This window comes from Rothia sp. HMSC061C12 (assembly GCF_001815755.1).
Lineage (GTDB): Bacteria > Actinomycetota > Actinomycetes > Actinomycetales > Micrococcaceae > Rothia > Rothia mucilaginosa.
Genome location: NZ_KV821867.1, coordinates 371766 through 393348 on the forward strand (window position 1 = coordinate 371766; position 21583 = coordinate 393348).

At 60.3% G+C, this 21583-nt stretch carries 16 protein-coding genes; 2 read left to right on the forward strand and 14 right to left on the reverse strand.

Annotated features, from left to right (window positions below):
• Positions 1–273 precede the first annotated feature (273 nt).
• From HMPREF3055_RS05985 to HMPREF3055_RS06050, 14 genes are all read right to left on the reverse strand, one after another.
• The gene (locus HMPREF3055_RS05985; RefSeq protein WP_070738497.1) at positions 274–2751 is read right to left on the reverse strand and encodes a RelA/SpoT family protein; all 2478 of its coding nucleotides are present in this window, start codon (positions 2749–2751) and stop codon (positions 274–276) included.
• A gap of 281 nt (positions 2752–3032) precedes the next feature.
• Positions 3033–4238 (reverse strand): protein translocase subunit SecF, encoded by a 1206-nt coding sequence (secF, locus tag HMPREF3055_RS05990; RefSeq protein ID WP_070738499.1) that lies wholly within the window; start codon positions 4236–4238, stop codon positions 3033–3035.
• A 2-nt stretch (positions 4239–4240) separates the two neighbouring features.
• Positions 4241–5932, reverse strand: a complete 1692-nt coding sequence (gene secD, locus HMPREF3055_RS05995; RefSeq protein WP_070738501.1) for a protein translocase subunit SecD — start codon at positions 5930–5932, stop codon at positions 4241–4243.
• Positions 5933–6031: 99 nt separating this feature from the next.
• Positions 6032–6376 (reverse strand): preprotein translocase subunit YajC, encoded by a 345-nt coding sequence (yajC, locus tag HMPREF3055_RS06000; RefSeq protein WP_070691685.1) that lies wholly within the window; start codon positions 6374–6376, stop codon positions 6032–6034.
• Between the two features lie 259 nt (positions 6377–6635).
• Positions 6636–7622, reverse strand: a complete 987-nt coding sequence (gene ruvB / locus HMPREF3055_RS06005; protein WP_210399384.1) for a Holliday junction branch migration DNA helicase RuvB — start codon at positions 7620–7622, stop codon at positions 6636–6638.
• Between the two features lie 171 nt (positions 7623–7793).
• On the reverse strand, positions 7794–8414 hold the full coding sequence (gene ruvA, locus HMPREF3055_RS06010; protein ID WP_049350132.1) for a Holliday junction branch migration protein RuvA: 621 nt from the start codon (positions 8412–8414) through the stop codon (positions 7794–7796).
• Between the two features lie 230 nt (positions 8415–8644).
• Positions 8645–9301 carry a crossover junction endodeoxyribonuclease RuvC gene (ruvC, locus tag HMPREF3055_RS06015; RefSeq protein ID WP_049362705.1) on the reverse strand — a complete coding sequence of 219 codons (657 nt, stop codon included), beginning with the start codon at positions 9299–9301 and terminating at the stop codon, positions 8645–8647.
• 298 nt (positions 9302–9599) lie between these two features.
• Positions 9600–10358: a YebC/PmpR family DNA-binding transcriptional regulator gene (locus HMPREF3055_RS06020; RefSeq protein WP_070738505.1), complete on the reverse strand. Its 759-nt coding sequence runs from the start codon at positions 10356–10358 to the stop codon at positions 9600–9602.
• Positions 10359–10494: 136 nt separating this feature from the next.
• A complete protein-coding gene (locus HMPREF3055_RS06025) occupies positions 10495–11262 on the reverse strand; it encodes a type 1 glutamine amidotransferase (protein WP_070738507.1) in 768 nt (255 codons plus the stop codon).
• Positions 11262–12545, reverse strand: coding sequence for a Mur ligase family protein (locus HMPREF3055_RS06030; RefSeq protein ID WP_070738509.1), 1284 nt, complete (start codon positions 12543–12545; stop codon positions 11262–11264). The genes HMPREF3055_RS06025 and HMPREF3055_RS06030 overlap by 1 nt, the downstream gene beginning before the upstream one ends.
• A 78-nt stretch (positions 12546–12623) precedes the next feature.
• Positions 12624–13802: a hypothetical protein gene (locus tag HMPREF3055_RS06035; RefSeq protein ID WP_070738511.1), complete on the reverse strand. Its 1179-nt coding sequence runs from the start codon at positions 13800–13802 to the stop codon at positions 12624–12626.
• A 548-nt stretch (positions 13803–14350) separates the two neighbouring features.
• Entirely contained in the window at positions 14351–14926 is a 576-nt protein-coding gene (locus HMPREF3055_RS06040) for an HIT family protein (protein ID WP_049350129.1), read from the reverse strand.
• Positions 14927–15013: 87 nt separating this feature from the next.
• On the reverse strand, positions 15014–15661 hold the full coding sequence (locus HMPREF3055_RS06045; RefSeq protein ID WP_070738513.1) for a hypothetical protein: 648 nt from the start codon (positions 15659–15661) through the stop codon (positions 15014–15016).
• 483 nt (positions 15662–16144) lie between these two features.
• The gene (locus tag HMPREF3055_RS06050) at positions 16145–17791 is read right to left on the reverse strand and encodes a potassium channel family protein (protein ID WP_070738515.1); all 1647 of its coding nucleotides are present in this window, start codon (positions 17789–17791) and stop codon (positions 16145–16147) included.
• 100 nt (positions 17792–17891) lie between these two features.
• On the opposite strand from HMPREF3055_RS06050, the gene HMPREF3055_RS09225 reads away from it, so the two are divergent.
• Complete coding sequence (locus HMPREF3055_RS09225) at positions 17892–18122, forward strand: hypothetical protein (protein WP_141758476.1); 231 nt, start codon at positions 17892–17894, stop codon at positions 18120–18122.
• Positions 18123–18345: 223 nt separating this feature from the next.
• Positions 18346–21255: an FAD-binding and (Fe-S)-binding domain-containing protein gene (locus HMPREF3055_RS06055; protein ID WP_070738517.1), complete on the forward strand. Its 2910-nt coding sequence runs from the start codon at positions 18346–18348 to the stop codon at positions 21253–21255.
• Positions 21256–21583 lie beyond the last annotated feature (328 nt).

The window sequence follows — 21583 nt, forward strand, 5'->3', positions numbered from 1 at the left end:
TTAGTGTCTTCGCCGCGGGTCTTTAACCCGTAGTGAAGACACTAACCTATCGAAGGAGCCCCGCCCTCCCCCATAGACGGCGAAAAGCCACATGTGTTTCGAGAAGCCACCAAAGAAGTGGCTTTTCGAAACACATGTGGCTTCTCAACGTAAAGACCAGAAAATAGAAATCCGGCCCGTCTACTCCATCAAGAGTAGCGGGCCGAACGGTTAACTCCAGAGTACAAAAACCAGCACCCCAAAATCAACACATGAAGGATATTTCTAAAGAGCTTACGCTTCCGAGGGCTTCGCGCCCGTCAGACGGTACGCCTTGTACACGCCCGTCACGTTACGGACCACGTTCAGCACGTGCTCCAGCATGAAGCGGTCACCCAGCTCCAGGGCGAAGCGGTCCACCACGGTACGATCCTCCGAGGTGTGCACGCGCGCATCCAGGATGTTCACGCCCGACTCAGAAATCGCACGAATCAGGTCGCTCAGCAGGCCCTTACGGTCCAGCGCCTCCACCTGAATCTGCACACGGTACGTAGCGGTCGGCGAAGACGCCCACTCGACCGTGGTCACGCGCGGTTCCTCGTCAGCGTTACGCATGTTCGGGCAGTCGCGGCGGTGCACCGAAATACCGTTATAGCGGGTCACAATGCCGATAATGTCATCCGGCGGAACCGGGGTGCAGCAACGCGCAATCTTCGTCAGCACACCCTCAGCACCCGGCACAATCACGCCATTATCGCCAATCGCCTTGCGGGTCGACTTCAGCAGCGTCTCGTCAAAGTCGCTGACCTCAACCTCGGGCGCCGGCTCGTCGCCGCGGTGCACCTCAACGAGGGTGTCAATGACCTGCTTCGGCGCAATCTCGTGCTCACCAATCGCACGGTACAGCGACGCCACATCGTTCTTGTGCAGCAGCTGAGCCACCTGAGTCATAATCTCCGGGCTCATCATCTTCTGCAGCGGCAGCTCACTGTTGCGCATGCTCTTGGTGAGCATCTCGCGGCCGGCGAGTAGCGCCTCCATGCGGCGTTCCTTCGCGAAGTACTGGCGAATCTTCGTGCGAGCGCGCGAGGAGCGAACGAACTTCAGCCAGTCCTCGCTGGGGCCGGCGTCTTCGTTCTTCGTGGTCATAATCTCCACGGTCGCGCCGGTAGGCAGGACCGTGTGCAGCGGCACGAGGCGGCCGTTGACCTTCGCGCCAACCGTGCGGTCGCCGACTTCACTGTGGATGGCGTAGGCGAAGTCCACGGGGGTGGAGCCGTTGGGCAGGGCGATTGCCTCGCCGTTGGGGGTGAGTACGACGATTTCGTCGGTGTCGAGGGTGTCCGCGAGCGACTCGTAGAACTTCTCCGACTCCGGGTTGGAGTTCGAAATCTCCGCGATGGACTGCAGGATGCCGACGTTCATCATCGCCGAGGTCTGGGTGCCCGGCTCCTTCGGGTCCTTTGCGGGCGCGACGCCACGAGCCGCGACCTTCTCGCCGCGCGACGCCGCCTTGTAGCGCCAGTGCGCCGCCACACCGTATTCAGCTTCTTCGTGCATCTTGTAGGTGCGGATCTGAATCTCAAGCGGCAGGTTACCCGGGCCGTACACGGTCAGGTGCAGCGACTGGTAGTTGTTGTTCTTCGGGTTCTTAATGTAGTCCTTGAAACGGCCGGTCATCGACGGCCACAGGGACAGCACGTGGCCGAGCACGGTGTAGCATTCCGCCTCTTCCTCAACCATGATGCGCACGGCGAGGATGTCGTTAATCTCGTCGAAGCTGCGGCCCTTCGTCTTCATCTTCTGATGAATCGAGTAGTAGTGCTTCGGGCGGCCCGTCACGGTCGCGTCGATGCCCACCTCTTTCAGACGCTCCGTAATCTTGGTGCGCGCCTCATTCAGGAACTTTTCGAGCGCGGGGGTGCGTTCGCCGACCATGCGCACCATTTCGGCGTAAATTTCCGGGCTCATGGCGGCGAAGGACAGGTCCTCCAGCTCCCACTTGATTGTGTTCAGGCCCAGGCGGTGCGCGAGCGGCGCGTAAATCTTCAGTGTCTCTTCTGCCTTCTTCGCGGCAGAAGCCTGCGGCACAAAACGCCAGGTGCGCGCGTTGTGCAGGCGGTCGGCAAGCTTGATGAGCAGCACGCGGATGTCCTTGCTCATGGACAGCACGAGCTTGCGGATCGTCTCGATGGAGGCGTTCTCGCCGTAGGTCATCTTGTCCAGCTTGGTCACGCCGTCGACCAGGTAGGCGACCTCCTCACCGAACTCTTCGGTGAGCTGCTCCATCGTGTAGTCGGTGTCTTCCACCGTGTCATGCAGCAGGCCGGCGGCGAGCACGGGGCCGGTCGCACCCATCTCCGCAAGAATCGCGGTCACCGCCACCGGGTGGGTGATATACGGGTCGCCGCTCTTACGTTTCTGACCCTCGTGGCAGCGGTTCGCCACCTCGTAGGCGCGCTGCAGCACCTGGATGTCTTCGTCCGGGTGGTAGCGGCGCACCGCACGCACGACCGGCGCAATCATCGGGGAGAAACGGATGGTACCGCCGTGCGAATCGGACGCCTCCATCTTGCTGCTGCGGCTACCGAAAACCAGGCGGTTCGGCACACGTCCACCAGCAGCCATGACGCGGTGCGAGCCGCGCTTCCTCTTCGCATCAGACGAATCAGTTTCAGGCAGAGGAATCGGGCCAGCGGGCCGAACCGCGGGCTTCTCGGCGGTCCCTGCAGGGTTCTCAGCGTTGGTGTTCACGGCAGGTTCTGCACTCATTCCGGGCTCCTTCGGGCTCAAGATAATCAGCCGCACACTCAGGTTCCTCATCATTGAGGGCTATACCGGCCAAACCAGCTATCAGCAGGCTCAAACGCGAGCGCACAGTATCTTCACTTCTTATCCTACCCAGCGGTCTGGAACGCGCCAAACTATGCGACGTTTTAACACACCAGAGCGCGTTGTTTAGGAAATAATTGGGCACGCTAAAGGGGAGCCGACACCTTTCGGTATCGACTCCCCTATCATTAGCAGCGCCAGTAGCGCTGGCGGAACGCTGGCTAACCGTTCAGGTTCACGCGGTGAATCTCAATGGTTGCACGTGCCGGCTTCTTAGCGGGCTTCTCGGCTGCCTTCTCGTCCTCGGTCGCCTTGTCAGCAGACTCCTCAGACTTCGCGGGCTTAGCTGCCTTGCTGGGCTTCGCAGCCTTCTCAGCCTCGGCGGGCTCCTCCGAAGAGTCGCCCTCAGCCTCGTCAGCATCCTCAGCGTCCTTGAAGTTGCCGCTCTCCACCTTCGCGGTGTGCTCACGAATCTGAGGCTCACCCAAACGCAGCGAAGCATACAGCGGCGCAGACACGAACAGCGTGCCGAACATGCCCACCAGAATACCCACGAACAGCGACAGGGACAGGTCCTGCAAAGTACCCGCACCCAGGATGAACGCACCAATGAACAGAATCGCGCCCACCGGCAGAACACCCACAATAGCCGTGTTAATCGAACGGACCAGGGTCTGGTTCACCGCCAGGTTAATCTGCTCGGCAAAGGTCGTGTCGCGGCGTTCCAGCACATCCTCGGTGTTCTCGCGGATCTTATCGAACACCACCACCGAGTCGTACAGCGAGTAGCTCAGAATCGTCAAGAAACCAATAATTGCACTCGGAGTGATCTCGAAGCCGAACGCGGCGTACAGGCCAACCGTCACCACCACGGTGAAGAACAGGCCCGCAATAGACGCCAGCGACATCTTCCAGGTGCGGAAGTAGAACGCCATACCAATCAGCGCAAGCACCACAAACGCGACCAGACCCCAGAAGGCCTGACGGGTCACATCCGCACCCCAGGTCGGGCCCACAAACGAGGAGGTCACGTCATTCTCAGAGACGCCGTACGCCTCCTGCAGAGCCGCCTTTACCTGCAGAGTCTCATCATCGCTGAGCTTGCTCATCTGGGCACGAATCGTACCCGGCGCAATATTGGTCACGCGAACATCCGAAGCGTCCTTCGCCTTCTCGTGAATAATGCGCTCACCCGTAGCAGTATCAACGTGCGCGGTCTTCGAGACCACGAACTCCGAACCGCCACGGAAATCAATACCCAGGTTGAAGCCGCCACCAACAGCCGGAATCAGAACCGAAACCGCCATCAGCACAGCCGCAAGCAGCAGCCACAGGCGGCGCTTACCCACGAAGGGGTACGAGCGGGCGCCCGAATGCAGGTCATTACCGAAGCGGGCAAAAGCATTAGGTTTCACATCGGTAGCCATGCTTAGCTCTCCTTCTTCTCATCAGAAGCAGACTCGTCAGACTCAGCGGCGGCACGCTCTGCACGGCGACGCTCAGCAATGCTCAGCTGCTTCTCCTCCGGGGTGCGGAGGCGACCGGCACCACGGTACAGCGGCGTAGCGCCCAGCGACTCAGGCGACAAGCCCGAGTGGCGGTGACCCTCACCGAAGTAGCGGGTATTCGCCAGCAGAGTCAGCATCGGGTGGGTGAACAGGTACACGACCACAAGGTCAGCAATCGCAGTCAAACCAAGGGTGAACGCGAAGCCCTTCACCGAACCGACCGACACCACGTACAGCACCACAGCAGCCAGCAGGTTCACAGCCTTCGACGCCAGGATAGTGCGGGATGCACGCTGCCAACCGTGGTTCACCGCCGACGGGATCGTGCGGCCCGCACGGATTTCATCACGGATACGCTCGAAGTAGACGATGAACGAGTCAGCCGTAGCACCAATCGCCACAATCAGACCCGCCACACCAGCCAGGGACAGGCGGTAGTTCAACGCCCAACCCAGCAGCACAATCGCCTCATACGAGATGATGCCAGCCACAACCAGCGACATCATCGTGACAAAGCCCAACAGACGGTACTGGAACAGCGAGTACACGAACACCAGCAGCAGACCAATCAGGCCGGTCAGCAGACCCACACGCAGCTGCTCCGAACCCAGGGTCGCAGAAATCTGCTGCTCCGACTGGATTGTGAAGCTAATCGGCAGGGCACCGTACTTGAGCTGATCGGCGAGAGCCTTCGCCTCCTGCTCGGTGAAGTTACCGGTAATCTGCGGCTTACCGTCAGAAATCACAGCCTGCGACACCGGGGAAGACAGCACCTTGCCGTCCAGCAGAATCGCGAAGCGGGCACGCGGATCATTTGCGTTCTGTGCACGAATCGCGTTCAGGCGAGAAGTAATGTTCTGGAACTTCTCACGAGCCTCATCGTTGAACTGAATGTTCACAGCCCAACGGCCCGTAGTCACGCCCTGACCGGTCGTCTCCTGCGAGTGGCTTGCGGTAGAAATATCGCTACCGCTCAGCTCCACAGGACCCAGAATGTACTTCTCCTGACCGTCAGTGGAACACGCCACCATCGGCTTAGTCGGGTCCGCACTATCGGCGTCCTCATTACGTGCCGCGGTGCAGTCCTTCGCCTCGTACTGCTTGTACAGGTCCGCAGTAATCCAGTTACGGTCCGAACCATCAGTCGGCTCCGCGGAGGGCTTGGGCAGCTTATCGTCCGCAGTGCGGGCATCCTCAGCCACCGCAGTACCGGCACCAGCTACAAGAACCGGGCGGAACGTCATATTTGCAGACGCCTGAATCAGCTGACGAGTCTCAGCGCTAATCGTTCCGGGAACCGAAACAACCACATTATTACCCGAACCGAAAGAGGTCGTAACCTCCGCCTCCGAAACGCCAGCACCATCAACGCGCTGACGAATAATCTCAACCGCCTGGTTCAACTGCTCCTGGGAGACGTTCTCATCCGAAGAGCCGTTAACCTTCGGAGAAAGAATCATCTGAGTACCACCCGAAAGGTCCAGGGCGAGCTTCGGTGCCCAAGAACCTCCCGCGTAGGTGGTGCCGAAAATACCGGCAGCCATAACAACCATGAGCAGGACCATCGAGAGGAGCGCCCCTCGCGCGGCTGCAAGCGGTGAACGCTTAGCCATAATGTTCCTTCTTCGTATGAATAGTATTGAGTGTTCTACAGATTCCGTAACGCGAAAACCCGACGCCGCTCACTGGGCGCCGGGCTCATACGCTCTGAATTACTTAGCAGTATCAGAAGAGGTATCGGATGCGGTAGCCTCGTACACGTCCTCGGTCAGGGGCGCTGCGGGGGCTTCCTCCTCGACGACAGCCATAATCGCGTTCACTGCCAGGGTGATAACAACACCGTCCGCAATCTGAAGCTGCAGCTTGTTGTTATCGAGGTCGGTGCTGACGACGGTGCCGTAGATACCCGAACCGGTCATCACCTGGGTGCCGGGGACGAGAGACTGCTGCATTGCGCGCAGTTCCTCCATCTGCTTACGCTGACGCTTCTGGGCGGAGAACATCATCCAAGCCAGCAGCGCCATCATGGCAATCATAATCAGGAGGTTAAAATCCATGGTCTCACTTTCACATCCGCACCCGTGCCGCTCACCGCGAGGGTTGAGCGTACCAGAAGGTGTGGAATCGTAGATACAGTACGTATCCATCCTACGCGAGAGCTTGAGCTTTAGCGCTCCGAACCAGCATTTTTGTGAGGTTAACCTGAGTTTTGGACTCTCTCGGCGTAATTTTCTGTTCCCAGAAGAAGCTACAGAGAAGCCCGCGGGAGACTGATACCTCCCACGGGCTACTGCTGTGTTATCAGCTGATGCGGGTCTAGAGCTGCATCTCCGGGGCCTCCAAGCCGAGGTGCTCCCACGCCGCGGGCAGAGCCACACGACCGCGCGGGGTACGACCGATCAGGCCCTCACGCACCAGGTACGGTTCGGCAACCGTCTCCACGGTCTCCGTCTCTTCACCCACCGCAATGGCGAGGGTGGACAGACCCACCGGGCCGCCTCCAAACTTGTGAATCAGCGCCTCCAGCACGGCACGGTCCAGACGGTCCAGGCCGCGCGAATCCACCTCGTACATGTCCAACGCGGTTGCGGCATCGGTCGCGTTAATGCGGTCCACGCCGTTCACCAGCGCCCAGTCACGCACACGACGCAGCAGGCGGTTCGCAATACGCGGCGTGCCACGGGAACGACCGGCAATCTCCGTGAAACCCTCGGAGGTAATCTGCATATCCATCAGACCCGCGCTACGGCGCAGCACCAGCTCAAGCTCCTCCACCGAGTAGAACTCCAAGTGACCGGTAAAACCAAAACGGTCACGCAGAGGACCGGGCAGCAGACCCGCACGGGTCGTCGCACCCACCAGAGTGAACTGCGGTAGCTCCAGCGGAATGGAAGTCGCACCCGCACCCTTACCGACCACAATGTCCACACGGAAATCTTCCATCGCCATGTAGAGCATTTCCTCAGCAGGGCGGCTCATACGGTGAATCTCATCCAGGAACAAAACCTCACCGGGAGTCAGCGAAGACAGAATCGCCGCCAAATCACCCGAATGCTGAATCGCCGGGCCGGAGGTAATGCGCAGCGGCGCCTCCATCTCTGCCGCAATAATCATCGCGAGAGTGGTCTTACCCAGACCGGGAGGGCCCGACAGCAGCACATGGTCGGCGCTACGGCCACGCATCTTCGAAGCCTCCAGCACCAGGGACAGCTGCTGACGCACACGGCGCTGACCCACAAAGTCATCCAGGGACTTAGGGCGCAGTGCCGCCTCAATCATCTTCTCTTCAGGCTCTTCTTCCATCGCCACCAGGCGCTGGGCGGGAGCTGAAGACGCCTGAGTGCCGGGCACCTGACCGGGAAAATACCCGCCGGAAACCAGGGACGCCGCGGGCTGCGGCTCATAGGGATTCTGGCTCATAGAATTCTTCTTTCACAAAAGTTTGAGTGGGATACGTCGAATAGGGCGCGCCGTCTAGTGGCGGCCCACCGTGTTCTGAGTACCCAAGGAGGCGAGCACACCACGCAGAGCCACACCCACCGGCTCAGTCTCTGCGGCAGGGTTGTGCTGCACGTAAGCGTCAATAGCGGCGGAAGCGTCCTTCTCGCTCCAGCCCAGAGAGGTGAGAGCGTCAAGCACCTGCGGCTTCCAGACAATGCCCTGGCTCAGCGGCAACTCATCAGTCTGGCCATCGCTGAGAATCAGCTTGCCGGCAAGCTCCAGCACAATACGGCGGGCACCCTTCGGGCCAATACCGGGAACCTTCGTGAACGCCTTATCGTCACCGGTCGCCACGGCGCGCTCCACCTCAGCGGCAGTGTGAACACTCAACACCGCCAGAGCAATACGCGGACCAATACCGGAAACCGAAAGCATCATATCGAACACTTCACGCTCGGCAGGCTCCGAAAAACCGTACAGAGTCATCGACTCTTCACGCACAATCATGGTGGTCAGCACGGTAGCTTCCTCACCGGTGCGCAGCTTGGAGAGAGTACGCGCGGTAGCGTACACGAGCATGCCGAAACCGTTCACGTTAATCACCACATGATCAAGGCCCACCTGAGCCACACGACCGGTCAGGGATGCAATCATTTCTCTCCACCTTTCAACACCGCGCCCCGAATCAGGCTCGCGGCAGTGTGAGGGCACCGGACACTCCGGCACCCACAGAACGCACTCCCCCAGTTCAACGGGGAGACACTACAAGTATATTAGAATATTTCTTCTGAAATCAAGCATATATTCGAACTTCTTAGCGAATACATACGAGCCAGCAGGAAACGGCACACAGGCCCACGAAGGCACCTCTAGCGGCGGCATCTCTAGCGGCGAGCACGCGCCTCCGCCTCCATCCAGGCACGCTGCGCCGGAGTCAACGACCCGCCACGGCGCGCCTGCGCCGGGCGTGAACCCTGGTGAGTCTGCGTCTGGGCCGCCATGTTGATACCCGAACCAATGCCGCCGCCACGCCAGCCGTGACAGATCGCAATCGCCAGAGCATCGGCAGCATCGGCGGGCTTCGGCATGGAATCCAGCCCCAAAATGCGGGTCACCATGCGGCCCACCGACGCCTTGTCCGCGCGGCCGCTACCGGTCACCGCCGCCTTCACCTCCGAGGGGGTATGGAAGAACACCGGCACGCCGCGCATCGCCGCAGCAGAAATCACCGCGCCCGAAGCGTGCGCCGTACCAATCACCGTGTTCACCTGCTCCTGAGCGAAGATACGCTCAATCGCCAGGGCATCCGGCTTGTAGGTGTCGAGCCAGTGGGAGGCGGCGTTGAAAATCCAGAGAATACGCTGGTCCAGGGACTCCGCCGGGATTGTGCCGGCAACACCCACGTTCACGAAGTGCGCCTTACGGTCGGCGGTCATATCGAGCATGGAGAAGCCGCAGCGGGTCAGACCCGGGTCAACACCCATGATGCGGGTCGCACCCGGCACACGTTCCACAGCGGCGGCGGTACGGTTCTCGCGCATGCTATCGCGTGCGGCAGGTTGAGCGGCGGCCATCATCTCCCCTTTCGACAAACTCCCTATAGAATCTCTAGATTCTAGCCCTTCAGAATCCTAGCACCCGGTACCGGGGCGTGCCACGAGAACGGTCATAACGAGCACAGTCACCGCACGCACGGTCACCGCGCGTCCCGCGAAAAGTACCCAGCGCATCCCCAAAATAGCCCAAGACGCTAAGAAGCCACTCCCCCAACCAGCCACCCTACGGCGGCTCGGTTAAAGGAGCGGCTTCTTCAAGCATCAGATATCAGAATCCGAGTGATTACTCAGCTTCCAGCTCTGCCATAACCTCGTCAGAGACGTTAGCGTTCGAGTAGACGTTCTGAACGTCGTCGAGCTCTTCAATAGCGTCTGCCAGCTTCAGGAACTTCTTAGCGCCGTCAGCGTCCAGGTCAACCTGCATGGTCGGGCGGAAGACCGGGTCATCGTTGTTGTACTGCAGACCAGCCTCGTCCAGAGCCTTACGGATCTCGGGCAGGTCGGTTGCTGCGGAAACAACGGTGAACACGTCGCCCTCGTCCAGAACCTCTTCAGCGCCTGCATCCAGGACAGCCATCAGAACGTCATCCTCGGTCAGACCGTCAGTCTTGGTGACCTCAGCAACGCCCTTACGCTCGAACAGGAACGCAACCGAACCCTGGTCAGCCATGGTGCCGCCGTTACGGGTCACAGCCAGGCGAACCTCAGAAGCTGCACGGTTACGGTTATCGGTCAGACACTCAATGTACAGAGCAGTACCCTGCGGGCCGCGTGCCTCGTACATGATTTCGGTGTAGTCAATGGTCTCACCGGTCAGGCCAGCGCCACGCTTGATTGCGCGGTCAATGTTGTCGTTAGGAACGGAGTTCTTCTTCGCCTTCGACACAGCAAGGTCAAGAGCGGGGTTACCAGCAATATCAGCGCCGCCCATACGTGCTGCAACTTCAATTGCCTTAATGAACTTCGCGAAAGCCTTCGCGCGCTTAGCGTCGATAGCGGCCTTCTTGTGCTTAGTAGTCGCCCATTTAGAGTGACCCGACATTCGTATCTCCCTTAGTCAAAACCTCTGCACGGACACGGCGAAACGCCCCGCGCACTGTACTATAACTCAATCAACTATACCGTAGCGGAGGCGCACACCACCTCAAAAAGTGCACGCCACCGCCCGGAATAGGATGCTAGCGGGGGCGAGACGCAGCCGAAGCGCGCGCCTTCTCCACCAGCGAGTCGTCAATCGTGTTCGGCGTGAACTCGCCAAACTTACGCTTTGCCGCCTGCTCAATCAGGTAGTCCGAAATCTTCGGGTTCTTCGGCAGCAGTGAACCGTGCAGGTAGGTGCCAATCACGTTGTGCACGCGCGCACCCTCATGCGCATCGGTCACGTTGTTGCCCTCACCCTTGGTGACGGTAGCCAGCGGGGTGCAACCGGAACCCAGGTAGGTCAGGCCCGAGTGGTTCTCGAAACCGATGACGGTGCCGAACTCCGCAGACTCCTCAACAATGTTGCCAATCAGGCGGTCATCGCCGCCGACCGTGTGCGCATCAAAAATACCGATACCCTTCAGCACCTCACCCTCACGGGTGCGGAATTCCTTGCCGAACAGCTGGTACAGGCCACAAATGACGAGCATGGGCACGCCGTCCTCAGCCAGCGAGCGCAGGGTGTCACCGTTCGCGTGCAGGTCATCCTGAATCACGGACTGACCGGAGTCCTGGCCGCCGCCGCCCAGAATAATGTCGACGTCCTCGGGGAAGGGCTGACCGGGGTTGTGGTCCAGAATCTGCACGTCAAAGCCGTGTGCCTGCGCGCGACGAGCCAACGCCAGAGTGTTGCCCCAGTCGCCGTAAATGTTCATGTCGAGCGGGTACAGCTGCAGGATGCGCAGAGTCTTACCGTTATTCGGGCCGGAGGCGGGGGTGCCCTCAAAAGTGTGAGTTGCCGTCATTAGGAGACCCTCTCAACGTCAGTAATCTTTGCGAGCTCTTCACGCAGAGCCAGCATTGCGGTGTAGGTGCAGAAAATACGCATGGGCGCAGTACCGCTGGAAGCAATGAACTGCTTGAGCGCATCGGCGAGGTTCTCGTTGACCTCATCGACCTTCACGCCGTCATGCTCCAGGCGCAGCGCCATATCCCAGGCACGCACGCCCGAAACCATCTGCACGCCGGTCTTCTGCAAGCTATCGAAGTCGACATCCCACAGCCAGGACACGTCACGGCCGTCAGCGTACTGGTCGTTAATCGTAATCATGGTGGCGTAGTCGTCAGCGTTTGCGCTCGCCAGGGACAGGCGGAAACCACTCGGGTTCTTCACCAGCAGCAGCTGCAGCGGGCGGCCGTTCACGTTCAGAGTCTCACCACGGCCGAAGGCGGGGGTAATCTTCGCCAGCTCCGCGATGAGCTTATCTTCGTTGAGCTTCTCGCCCATGACGGCGCGGGTCAGCGCCATAGCGCCAGCCGCGTTGAAGATGTTGTAAATGCCGTAGAGGTTAATCTCGCCGACTCGCTCCACACCCGCCAGGTCGAACGTAGCGGAGGTGCCGGAGAAAGCGGTCAGGGTGACGTCTGCGTCGGGCAGGGTTGCCTTCGCGACGGTGCCGCCGCGCATCTCATCGTCCGAGGGGAAGTACGAACGCAGGGACTCATCCAGGCCGTAGTACTTGACGGTCACGCCAGGCTGCACGTTCTCAGCGAGGGAGCGGATGCGCGGGTCCTCACGGTTGAGCACCACGGTGCCGGTCGTTGCGGAGGCGACAGTCGCCAGCATACGGCGGGTCGTGTCAATCTCACCGAAGCGGTCCAGCTGGTCACGCAGAACGTTCAGCAGCAGAGCGTAATCGGGCTTGACTGCCTTCACGAAGTGCACGGCGTGCGCCTCGTCCAGCTCAAGCACAGCAATATCAGCATCAAGCTTGCCGCCGAGGGTCATCTCGCCCAGCAGTGCCGCAGCGACACCGCGCACAAAGTTCGAACCGGTGCGGTTAGTGAAAACCTTCAGACCCTGAGCTTCAAGCAGCTGCACAGCCATCTTCGTGGTGGTGGTCTTACCGTTCGTGCCGGAGACAACAACCACGCCGTAGGGCAGCTTCGCGAGCTCTTCAGCGACGAAGTCGGGGTGCAATTTTTCCATGACAAGGCCGGGGAAGGCGGAGCCGCCGCCGCGAAGCTTAGTCGCGGCGCGTACGCCCTGGCCGAGAAGACGAATGAGGGGTTTGGACATGCTTACCATTTTAGTACACGCACGCCAGCGGCTGAATGGTCCGCCCGGCTCGTTCGCTCATGCCGGACGGGGCGGCAGACGGCGGTATTAGAACAGCGAACCCTGCACCCTCACCCGCGTGAACTCCTGCGCAGGCTCCACGAGTACATTCCGCCACGCGGCAGTATTCACCAGGAACGCCGCGTCAGCATCGCCGGTGTGGGCGCTCAAAAACTGACCCGCCGCACCCGTACAAAAGAAGCCAGCCGCCCCACTCTCCAGACCAGAATCGCAGGGTGCCAGAGGTTCGGGCGATTGCGCACGCAACACCGCATACGGGCGGTTCATGGCAAGCGACGGAATCCACGGCTCATCCAGGGCGGTGAGCGGCACCTCCGAGTCGGTGCGCGCCAGTTCGGCGAGCGCTTCGCGGGCGCGGGCGACCGCCTCCTGATGGGCGGTGCGAAGCTGCGCGCCGGGCAGCGGGTTCGTCCAGGCGCGGTACTTGCTCGCCATCTGCTTGACCTGCGGAATCTTCGCGAGGGCGGTCACGGCGTCCTCGGCGCGGCGAATGGCAAGGCCGTCGGGTGCGAGCGCAATGTAGGTGGCGGTGGCGACCGCCTGCTCATCCAGGCGGCGCGGGGTCGAATGTAGGGAGCTGGTGCCGACCTTGTGCGTGCCGTCGGGGAAGGTCGCGATGTAGAGGCGATGCTCCAGCATGGCGTAGGCGCGCATGGATTCGGTGAGCGTTCCGGGGTACAGGTGCGCGCTGTGCAGGGCGGTAAATTCGTCACGGGCGGTGCAACGCGGGCACTGCTGGCCACGGTGGATGCGGGTGCCTTCGGGGCAGGGTACGCGGCGGATTCCGGCGGAGGCTCCCCCAGCCTCGGGGGCGGCGTCATTGCTCGTGCCGGTGGTGTAGCCTGCGCAGTAGCGGTACAGCTCCCCTTCGCTATCGCGCGGAATGCGCAACCCCAGGTAGGCGCCGGGGGTCAACGGAATCTGGATGCGAACCCCGCTCGGAACGCCAGGCTGCGCGAGGCTTCTTTCCTGGTTAGGGGTGCTCTCCCCCGTCATATGGGGCGCCCCCGCCGCTTGAGATGCCCGGTTATGAGCTCCTTCAGCGACCCCTCCGGGCACGACCGGTTCCACCTCAATGAGCGGGCGGCGGTTGGACCAGCGGATCTGCCTCCAGATGAGTAGCTGCGGCGCGCCTGCAGAATCACCAGCGGCAGGCGCAGCAGAAAACTCGTCGAAAGCAGTCTCAAGCAGGTTGGGGTAGTCCATAGCATTCCACTCTAGCGGGTCTGGTACATCTAGTGCTGGCAAATCTAGCGGGTCTGGCGGGTTCGTGGCACGACCGGCGGGCTCACCCTAGACGTTCCGCACATTCCCGGCGCGCTCGCCCCCACACGCATCTGCCACGCGCATCCGCAGAACACAAAAAGAGGCCAGCGTCCTTCACGCTGATCCGCACCCCTCGCAGTGTTGCCGTGCGTTCACGCACGACGGGGTGGGTTCTCAGCTGAGGCGCTGACCTCTGTGGTTGAGGCAGGGCGCTTACCCTGCCAAGCCCGAAAGCGATCGGTGACCGCTATTTTTCGGTGAGCTATGCGGTGTTCATGGAAGCCGGAAGCTTCCCCGCAGCGTCGCTGCATTTAAAACTTTGCCATATCCAATGGACATAACATCATTCAAATACGCATCGACTGCCCAATCTGCGCATTTATGACGCAGAATTTCTGTGCACTAGCTGGCAAATTGAAGCAATTAGTGCAAAATTTCAAAATCACCAAGCCGCTCAGCCGGACTATCTGACGGATGAGCCACGCCATCTAGCTGAGGCGGGCAAACCCCTCCGCGATGGCCACACGCATATCGTCCAGCGTGCGGGACATGGTCTTGGTGTGAGCGATAATCGGCAGGAAGTTCGTATCCCCACTCCAGCGCGGCAGAATATGCTGATGCAGGTGATCAGCAATGCCCGCGCCGCCAACCTTGCCCTGGTTAATACCGATATTGAAGCCGTCATTATGCGACACCTCGCGCAGAACCTTCATGGCGAGCTGGGTCAGCTGCGCAATCTCCATGGTTTCTGCCTCGGTCGCATCATCGTAGAACGGGATGTGGCGGTACGGGCAGACCAGCAGGTGACCGGGGTTGTACGGGTAGAGGTTGAGAATCACGAAGGCATGCTCGCCGCGGTGCACAATCAGCGACTCCTCGTCACTGCGGCTGGGCGCAGTGCAGAAGGGGCAGGTCTTCTCGGTGTAGTCCTTCTGGCCACCGCTCACGTAGGCGGTGCGGTGAGGGGTCCACAGGCGCTGGAACTGATCCGGTGCGCTGGGCAGCTCGAAGGAATCCTGCACCGAGGCTGCGGTGCCATGCTCGGGGGTCGTGTTCTCGCTCATAGTCCCATTCTATAACCCGCACGCGGCAACGGGAACGCCCCGTCCGTCATGCGTGCCAGATATGAGATGGCTCCCCCGGCAGCGCGCTTAGCTGTGCTGCTTTTCCAGGTGAATGATGCGGGTGGCTCCCTCATAGGTCATGGGGAAGCTCAGCACGCCGTCCTCCATGACGAATTCCTTGGTTTCCTTATCGGAGGCGTACGGTGCGCGGCTCAGCTTCGCGCGGTCCACGTGCGAAATGTAGCTGAAGTTGCCGTCTTTTGCCTCGAAAGTGCCGACCCAGAATGGGGTTGCCAGCTCTTCGTGGTTCAGGTGGTAGGTGACCTCGATAATGCCGTCGTGAATGACTGCGTCCATGTAGTTCTCGAGGTTGGTGGAATCCTGCTGAACCCATGTGCCGTCAGCACTCGCAGTCGAACGAGTCGCGAGCACAGAAGAGGGAACAGCCGTCGCGGCGGATGCGGCAGGCTCCTGGTTACTCGTGTTGTCCGGCGCGGGGGTCTCAGTGGGCTGGGTCGCGGTCGGGTGAATCGACGGGTCATGCGAGGTAATAACCGCCGCCTTGACTCCGGTGCTGTCGTCGCCGGGGGCGGAAACAGCGCTGGGCTCGGCGGTTTCAAAAGCTGCGGGGTCAACAACCGCACTTGCGGAGGCATTATTCGGCGCAGATGCGCACGCGGTGAGGGAGAGCGCGCCGAGTAGTGCGAGCGCGCTCAGAGTGGACTTAGGTGCCACGAACGTGTCCTAACAGAGTATGTGTTTGAGTGAGTTTGTGAGTTGAGTGGTGCCTCCCCGTGAGTGAGGTGGGGATATAACGAAACCCCGTAGCGCGTTGGGCTACAGGGCGTTCGATAACCGGCACGGTAGATAGTTTATAGGCTCTGGCTAGGAGTTTCACCAGTAGCGGTCATTTTTAAAAGATAGTTTGGTCACATTAGATTTTAAGTTGAGGGGTTTTTCGCGCACACGAGCCCCAATTTGCACTCCGCGCGGGCTAATTTTGCCTCGACAAGGCGAAATATCCCGCACGGTGGCGTGGATGGCAATTTTCTTGCCTTCGTCTTGCCTTCGCGTGGGCTCGGCACCCAAACCCACCGCTTCAACGGGTACGCGGTGTGGGTTTGAGCGCCAAGCCTCAACTGAACTGTTATATCTGCACTTATATCCGCGCTGCCGCAGCCCAGCTACTGTTCGCGGGCTACTATTCGCAGACTCCTATTATTTGCGGGAACGCAACGAGAACTTCTCGCGAATAATCGTGAACGTCTGGCGGGTCTCCTCCAGCAGGGCGACCGGCTCCTGCTCGCGCACAGCGACCTCATGAGAGGTCGAAGGCTCACCGGGCTCCTCAGCAGGTGCGGCGTTTGGAGCATCTGCAGAAGCACCCGGTGCGGCAAACCCAGTAGCGCTAAACCCAGCGGTACCGAAACCGGCGCGGCGTGCCGCCTCCGCATCCGAAGGAACCGGGTGCACACCGTCTTCATCCACGACCTCACGCAACGTGTAGTCGCGGGCTTCACGGCGCGCATACTCACGAGCCAGCAGGGCACGCAACTCAGAAATCTCCTGGCGAAGATCGTCCACGTCAGCCTTGGTTGCGGGGTACTCCTGCTCCTCCCTGCCACCAAACTTTTCGATAATCCAGCTCGCGAGCGCACCGGTAGCAACCGCGACCAAGCCCCCGCCGTACAGCATGACGATCACGGCGATGACCCTGCCGATACCGGTGACCGGGTAAACGTCTCCGTAGCCGACCGTGGTGAGGGTCGTGAACATCCACCAGTAGGCGGTGGGCAGGTCACGAATCATCGCGCCCGGCTCGGAGGACTCCACCGAATAGATCGACAGGGCAAACATGATGATGAAGATCGCGGTGTAGCCGAAGAGCTTCATCCCCAGTTCGGAGAGCCTCTTGTATTGGCGGTTGGTGGTCAGGTGCATCATGGCGAGGAAGCTGACAATACGCCACGGGGGCAGCAGCACGATGGCCAGGTTCATCAGGTTGTGCGTGATGAAGTAGAGTCGCCGCGGCGCCAGGTACAGGCGCACGCAGTAGTCGGCGGCGAAGAGGCCCCACAGAATCATCTGAATGATGTTGAGGTACCCGTCGTACGGCTCCTGAATACGCGTGCTCATGATGGGCGCGGCGAACGCGAGCAGGTACAGCACGGACGCCACGAACATGGGCGTGGAAGTGCGGTCTTCCCACGCGGCCAGGTTCTTCTCGCCGCGGTACTTGCTGAGCGTGCGGAAGAGGCGGGTTCGCGGAGTGCGACGCGGCGGGTCCGTGACGGTGCGGGTGACCGTGCGAATGGTCGTGGTGTGCGTTTCGGGTTCGCCTACATCAATAATCTCGGCGTCACCATCGGGGTTACCCTGGGTGCCCGCTTTCTGGTCGCCCTTGCCGTGCGGGTGATGCGTGGTGCGGGTGATGCGACGCTCCTCGCGGTGCGTACCGTCCGGCGCGTCGGTGGTGGCGTATTCTTCGACGACCTCTTCGTAGTCGTCGGGGTCCAGGTCGGTGGAGTAGACGGAGTGGGTGCTGTCCAGGCGGGCGCTATCAATCTGCACGGCATCAACCTGTACTGCCTCCATGCCGGGGGCGGTAGCCTCTGCGGGGCTACTTGCTGCAGCACTAGTTTTGGCGGCACTGGATTCTGCCGGTGCCGACTGGGTATAACCAGCCTTCGTGGTATTCTCAGCGGCGGCTTCAGATGCGGTAGTTTCAGATGCAACAGTTTCAGGGCGCGCAGACGCACCCACCGGGCTGTTCCCCGGAATATTGCCCGAGGTATTCCCCGAGGTATTGGGTGCTGTGCCGTTCTTTACCGTGTTGTCTGTCTGGTTCTGTTCTGCCTTATCCATAGTGTGAATGATACTCCACGCCGTTGCGTTTGCGTTTCTATTTCGTTGCACTGTGACCTTTAGGCGGCGGTCTTTACGCCGCGGTTTTGTGCACGATACTGTGTCGAAATCGGGCGGCGGTTCGGTTGCGGTGGAGAACCGTTCGGGTGTGAAGATGACGGTGTATTGTGCGGGTGTGGATCGTAAGGAGCGTAGTGTGCCTGCGGGTGGGCGCGTGTTTGTGGAGGATTTGGGGGTGCGTGCTTCGGCGGGTTCTCCCCTGTTTTGTGGTGTGGTGACTTCTGATAGTACTGCTAGCTGGAATGTTACGGCCCTCGGCGGGCGTGCCTAAGGGCAGCCGCGGCGTTCAGAATGTGACGGGTGCGCCTCCGTAGGCCCGGGCGTATTCCCCGGAAAGCCAGCAAATACGCGGCAAACCACCGCATCAGCACGGTGTATAACCCACCCCCTTTATGGTGACAAGTAGTCGCCAAGCTTAGCCATAGCTAAGCGGAAAAGACGGTGTTCAAGAGCACATACTGAAAGGTAAGACAGTCTCACTAAGGAGATTCATCATGACCACCGTTGTGTCAAACACTTCCAAAGCACTCAAGTCCCCCTATGCGGACACCCTCAACCGTCTACTTTCCGATGCACGCGCAGAAGCCGTCGAATCCAGCGTCTCCGAACTCGAACGCCTCGCTATTGCACACGACGCATCCCACTACCTGCTCGTGCCCGCCGGCCTGATCCGCCCCGACTCCGCCGAAGACGTCGCCAACATCTTCCGCGCAGCCGGCGACCTCGGCCTGCCGCTGACCTTCCGTTCCGGCGGCACCTCCCTCTCCGGCCAGTCCAGCGGCGACGGCCTCATGATTGACACCCGCCGCCACTTCAAGAAAATTGAGGTCCTTGAAGACGGCAAGAAGGTGCGTGTGCAGCCCGGCGCGACCATCATGATGGTCAACAACTACCTGGCACCCTACGGCTACAAGCTCGGCCCCGACCCGGCATCTTGGTCCGCCTGCACCATCGGTGGCGTGGTCGCGAACAACTCCTCCGGCATGTCTTCGGGCACCAAGTACAACACGTACAACACCCTCGACTCCATGGTGTTAGTGCTGCCCAGCGGCACCATCATCGACACCGCCGAGCCGGACGCCGACCAGAAGCTGCGCTCCCTCGAACCTGAACTCCACGAGGGCCTGCTGCGCCTGCGCAAGCGCGTGCTTGAGAACCCCGAATCCATGGCGAAGATTCGCCAGCAGTACTCCATGAAGAACACCATGGGTTACGGCCTGAACTCCCTGGTCGACTTTGAAACCCCCGTGGACATTCTGCAGCACCTGCTGATTGGTTCGGAAGGCACCCTCGGTTTTGTTGCTTCGGCTACCTACCGCACCCTGCCGATTCTGAAGAACATTTCCACCGGCCTGCTCGTGTTCGACAACCTGATTGATGCTGCACGCTCTGTGCCCGAACTGGTTGCTAACAAGCTCGCTACCGTCGAGCTGATGGACGCCACCAGTATTCGTGTGGCTCAGCGTACCGGCCAGGCTGCGGAGGCGCTCGCCGCCATCGACGTGAAGGACCACGCCGCCCTGCTGGTTGAGTTCCAGGGCAACTCCGAGCAGGAGCTGAGCGACCTGGCTGCCGCTGCAGCACCCATGTTTAAGAGCCTGCCGGTGGCTTCGCCGGTGTCGATGACCAGCAAGCTGTCTGAGCGTAACGCACTGTGGGCGGCACGCCGCGGCCTGTACACCACCGTTGCGGGTAACCGCCGCTCCGGCACTAACGCACTGCTTGAAGACGTGGTTGTTCCTGTTGAGGTTCTGGGTAACACCTGTAGCGACCTGACCAAGCTGTTCGACGCACACGGCTACCAGGACTCCGTGATCTTCGGTCACGCGAAGGACGGTAACATCCACTTCATGCTGAACGAGCAGTTCCGCGACCCGAAGCAGCTGGACCGCTACCGCGACTTCACCGAAGAAATGGTTCAGCTGATCCTTTCCGCTGACGGCTCGCTGAAGGCTGAGCACGGTACCGGCCGTATCATGGCGCCGTTCGTGAGCCGCCAGTTCGGTGAGGAACTCTTCGACGTGATGCGCCAGATTAAGCGCCTCATTGACCCGAAGGGCTTCATGAACCCCGGCGTTCTGCTGGTTGAGCCGGGCACCGACTACGTGACCGATCTGAAGGTCGCTGAGACCGTTGAGGAAGAAGTCGACCGTTGTGTGGAGTGCGGCTACTGTGAGCCGGTCTGCCCCTCCCGCAACCTGACTTTGACCCCCCGTAAGCGTATTGTGCTGCGCCGTGAGATTGCTGCCGCTGAGGCGAACGGCGATCACGAGCTGGCCGAGCGCCTGCGTAAGGAGTACGAGTACTACGGCATTGAGACCTGTGCTGTGGACGGCATGTGCCAGACCCGTTGCCCCGTGAACATCAACACCGGTGACCTGATTCGCCGCCTGCGTTCTGAGAACCAGGACAAGCTGGCCGCTACCGGCTGGAAGATCGCCGCACAGCAGTGGGGCATCATGGATAAGGTTGCCGGTAAGTCCCTGACTGTGGCTAAGAAGCTGCCGTTCCCCGTGGTGCACGGCACCACCAACATTGCCCGTAAGGTCATGGGCGACGACACGGTTCCTTCCTACAAGAAGGACCTGCCGGTCGGTGGCCCGGCACGTAAGCCGCACAAGGACGCAACCGCTGAGATTGTGTTCTTCCCCGCCTGCGTGAACTCCATGTTCGGCGGTGTGGATGGCGACGGCAAGCACGACCCGGTCAACGCAACCCAGGCGTTCATCCGCCTGTGCGAGCGTGCGGGCGTGAAGTACCGCATCCCCGACAATATTGGTGAGATGTGCTGCTCCACCCCGTGGAAGTCGAAGGGCTTCACTGACGGCTACTCGATTATGAGTGACCGTGTGCTGAAGTCCCTGTGGGAGGCTACTGACGGTGGCCGCCTGCCGGTCGTGTGTGATGCTTCGTCCTGTACTGAGGGCCTTGAGGTGATGCGCGAGAAGGTTATTAAGGCACTTGAGCACAAGATCGTGAACGGCCTGAAGCCGGGCGAGCCGGACTACTCGCGTCTGCGCATGTACGACGCGGTTCAGTTCGCCGCGGACAACATGCTGGACAAGCTGACTGTGTCTGCTCCCCTGCCGTCGATTGCTCTGCACCCGACCTGCTCCATGACTCACCTGGGTACTCAGCCTGCGTTTGAGAAGATTGCGAACGCGATGAGTGACGACGTGTACGTGCCGAAGCACTGGGGTTGCTGTGGTTATGCGGGTGACCGCGGTATGCTGCACCCGGAGCTGACTGCGAGCGCTACGGAGGCTGAGGCTTCTGAGCTGAGCGAGCAGAAGCAGTTTGCCGCATACATTTCGGCAAACCGCACCTGTGAGCAGGGCATGACGGAGGCGACCGGCCACACTTACCAGAACGTGCTGCAGCTGCTGGAACGCACCACCCGCTAACAGAGCTAAGGGCATAACGGTATAAAGAAGGGACCCGGCGGGTTATCTGATGGATAGCCTGCCGGGTCCCTTTTGTCAGTTGCAGTACCTATTTTCGACTATTAAATAGTCCAATAATCAATACTGCTATTGAGATGCCGTAGAGAATTCCAAGCACCAGGTCGCTGATATTTGACACTACATTCAAGATAATTGCCAGAATCAAGAACAACATCCCAACAGGAACATACTTATTCGACTTCATACGCTCGTGCTCCCTCAATAATCAACAGCGATACATCATTTTCAGAACCATCCAGCTACCCATTTCCTGAATGACTATGGACGT

What these genes read in the sequence shown, in the direction of transcription:
- HMPREF3055_RS05985 (WP_070738497.1), bottom strand. Translation starts at nt 2,751, where the DNA reads ATGAGTGCAGAACCTGCCGTGAACACCAACGCTGAGAACCCTGCAGGG.
- secF (WP_070738499.1), bottom strand. Translation starts at nt 4,238, where the DNA reads ATGGCTACCGATGTGAAACCTAATGCTTTTGCCCGCTTCGGTAATGAC.
- secD (WP_070738501.1), bottom strand. Translation starts at nt 5,932, where the DNA reads ATGGCTAAGCGTTCACCGCTTGCAGCCGCGCGAGGGGCGCTCCTCTCG.
- yajC (WP_070691685.1), bottom strand. Translation starts at nt 6,376, where the DNA reads ATGGATTTTAACCTCCTGATTATGATTGCCATGATGGCGCTGCTGGCT.
- ruvB (WP_210399384.1), bottom strand. Translation starts at nt 7,622, where the DNA reads ATGGAAGAAGAGCCTGAAGAGAAGATGATTGAGGCGGCACTGCGCCCT.
- ruvA (WP_049350132.1), bottom strand. Translation starts at nt 8,414, where the DNA reads ATGATTGCATCCCTGACCGGTCGTGTGGCTCAGGTGGGCCTTGATCAT.
- ruvC (WP_049362705.1), bottom strand. Translation starts at nt 9,301, where the DNA reads ATGCGCGAGAACCGTACCGCCGCCGCTGTGGAACGTGTGCCGGGTGCG.
- HMPREF3055_RS06020 (WP_070738505.1), bottom strand. Translation starts at nt 10,358, where the DNA reads ATGTCGGGTCACTCTAAATGGGCGACTACTAAGCACAAGAAGGCCGCT.
- HMPREF3055_RS06025 (WP_070738507.1), bottom strand. Translation starts at nt 11,262, where the DNA reads ATGACGGCAACTCACACTTTTGAGGGCACCCCCGCCTCCGGCCCGAAT.
- HMPREF3055_RS06030 (WP_070738509.1), bottom strand. Translation starts at nt 12,545, where the DNA reads ATGGTAAGCATGTCCAAACCCCTCATTCGTCTTCTCGGCCAGGGCGTA.
- HMPREF3055_RS06035 (WP_070738511.1), bottom strand. Translation starts at nt 13,802, where the DNA reads ATGGACTACCCCAACCTGCTTGAGACTGCTTTCGACGAGTTTTCTGCT.
- HMPREF3055_RS06040 (WP_049350129.1), bottom strand. Translation starts at nt 14,926, where the DNA reads ATGAGCGAGAACACGACCCCCGAGCATGGCACCGCAGCCTCGGTGCAG.
- HMPREF3055_RS06050 (WP_070738515.1), bottom strand. Translation starts at nt 17,791, where the DNA reads ATGGATAAGGCAGAACAGAACCAGACAGACAACACGGTAAAGAACGGC.
- HMPREF3055_RS06055 (WP_070738517.1), top strand. Translation starts at nt 18,346, where the DNA reads ATGACCACCGTTGTGTCAAACACTTCCAAAGCACTCAAGTCCCCCTAT.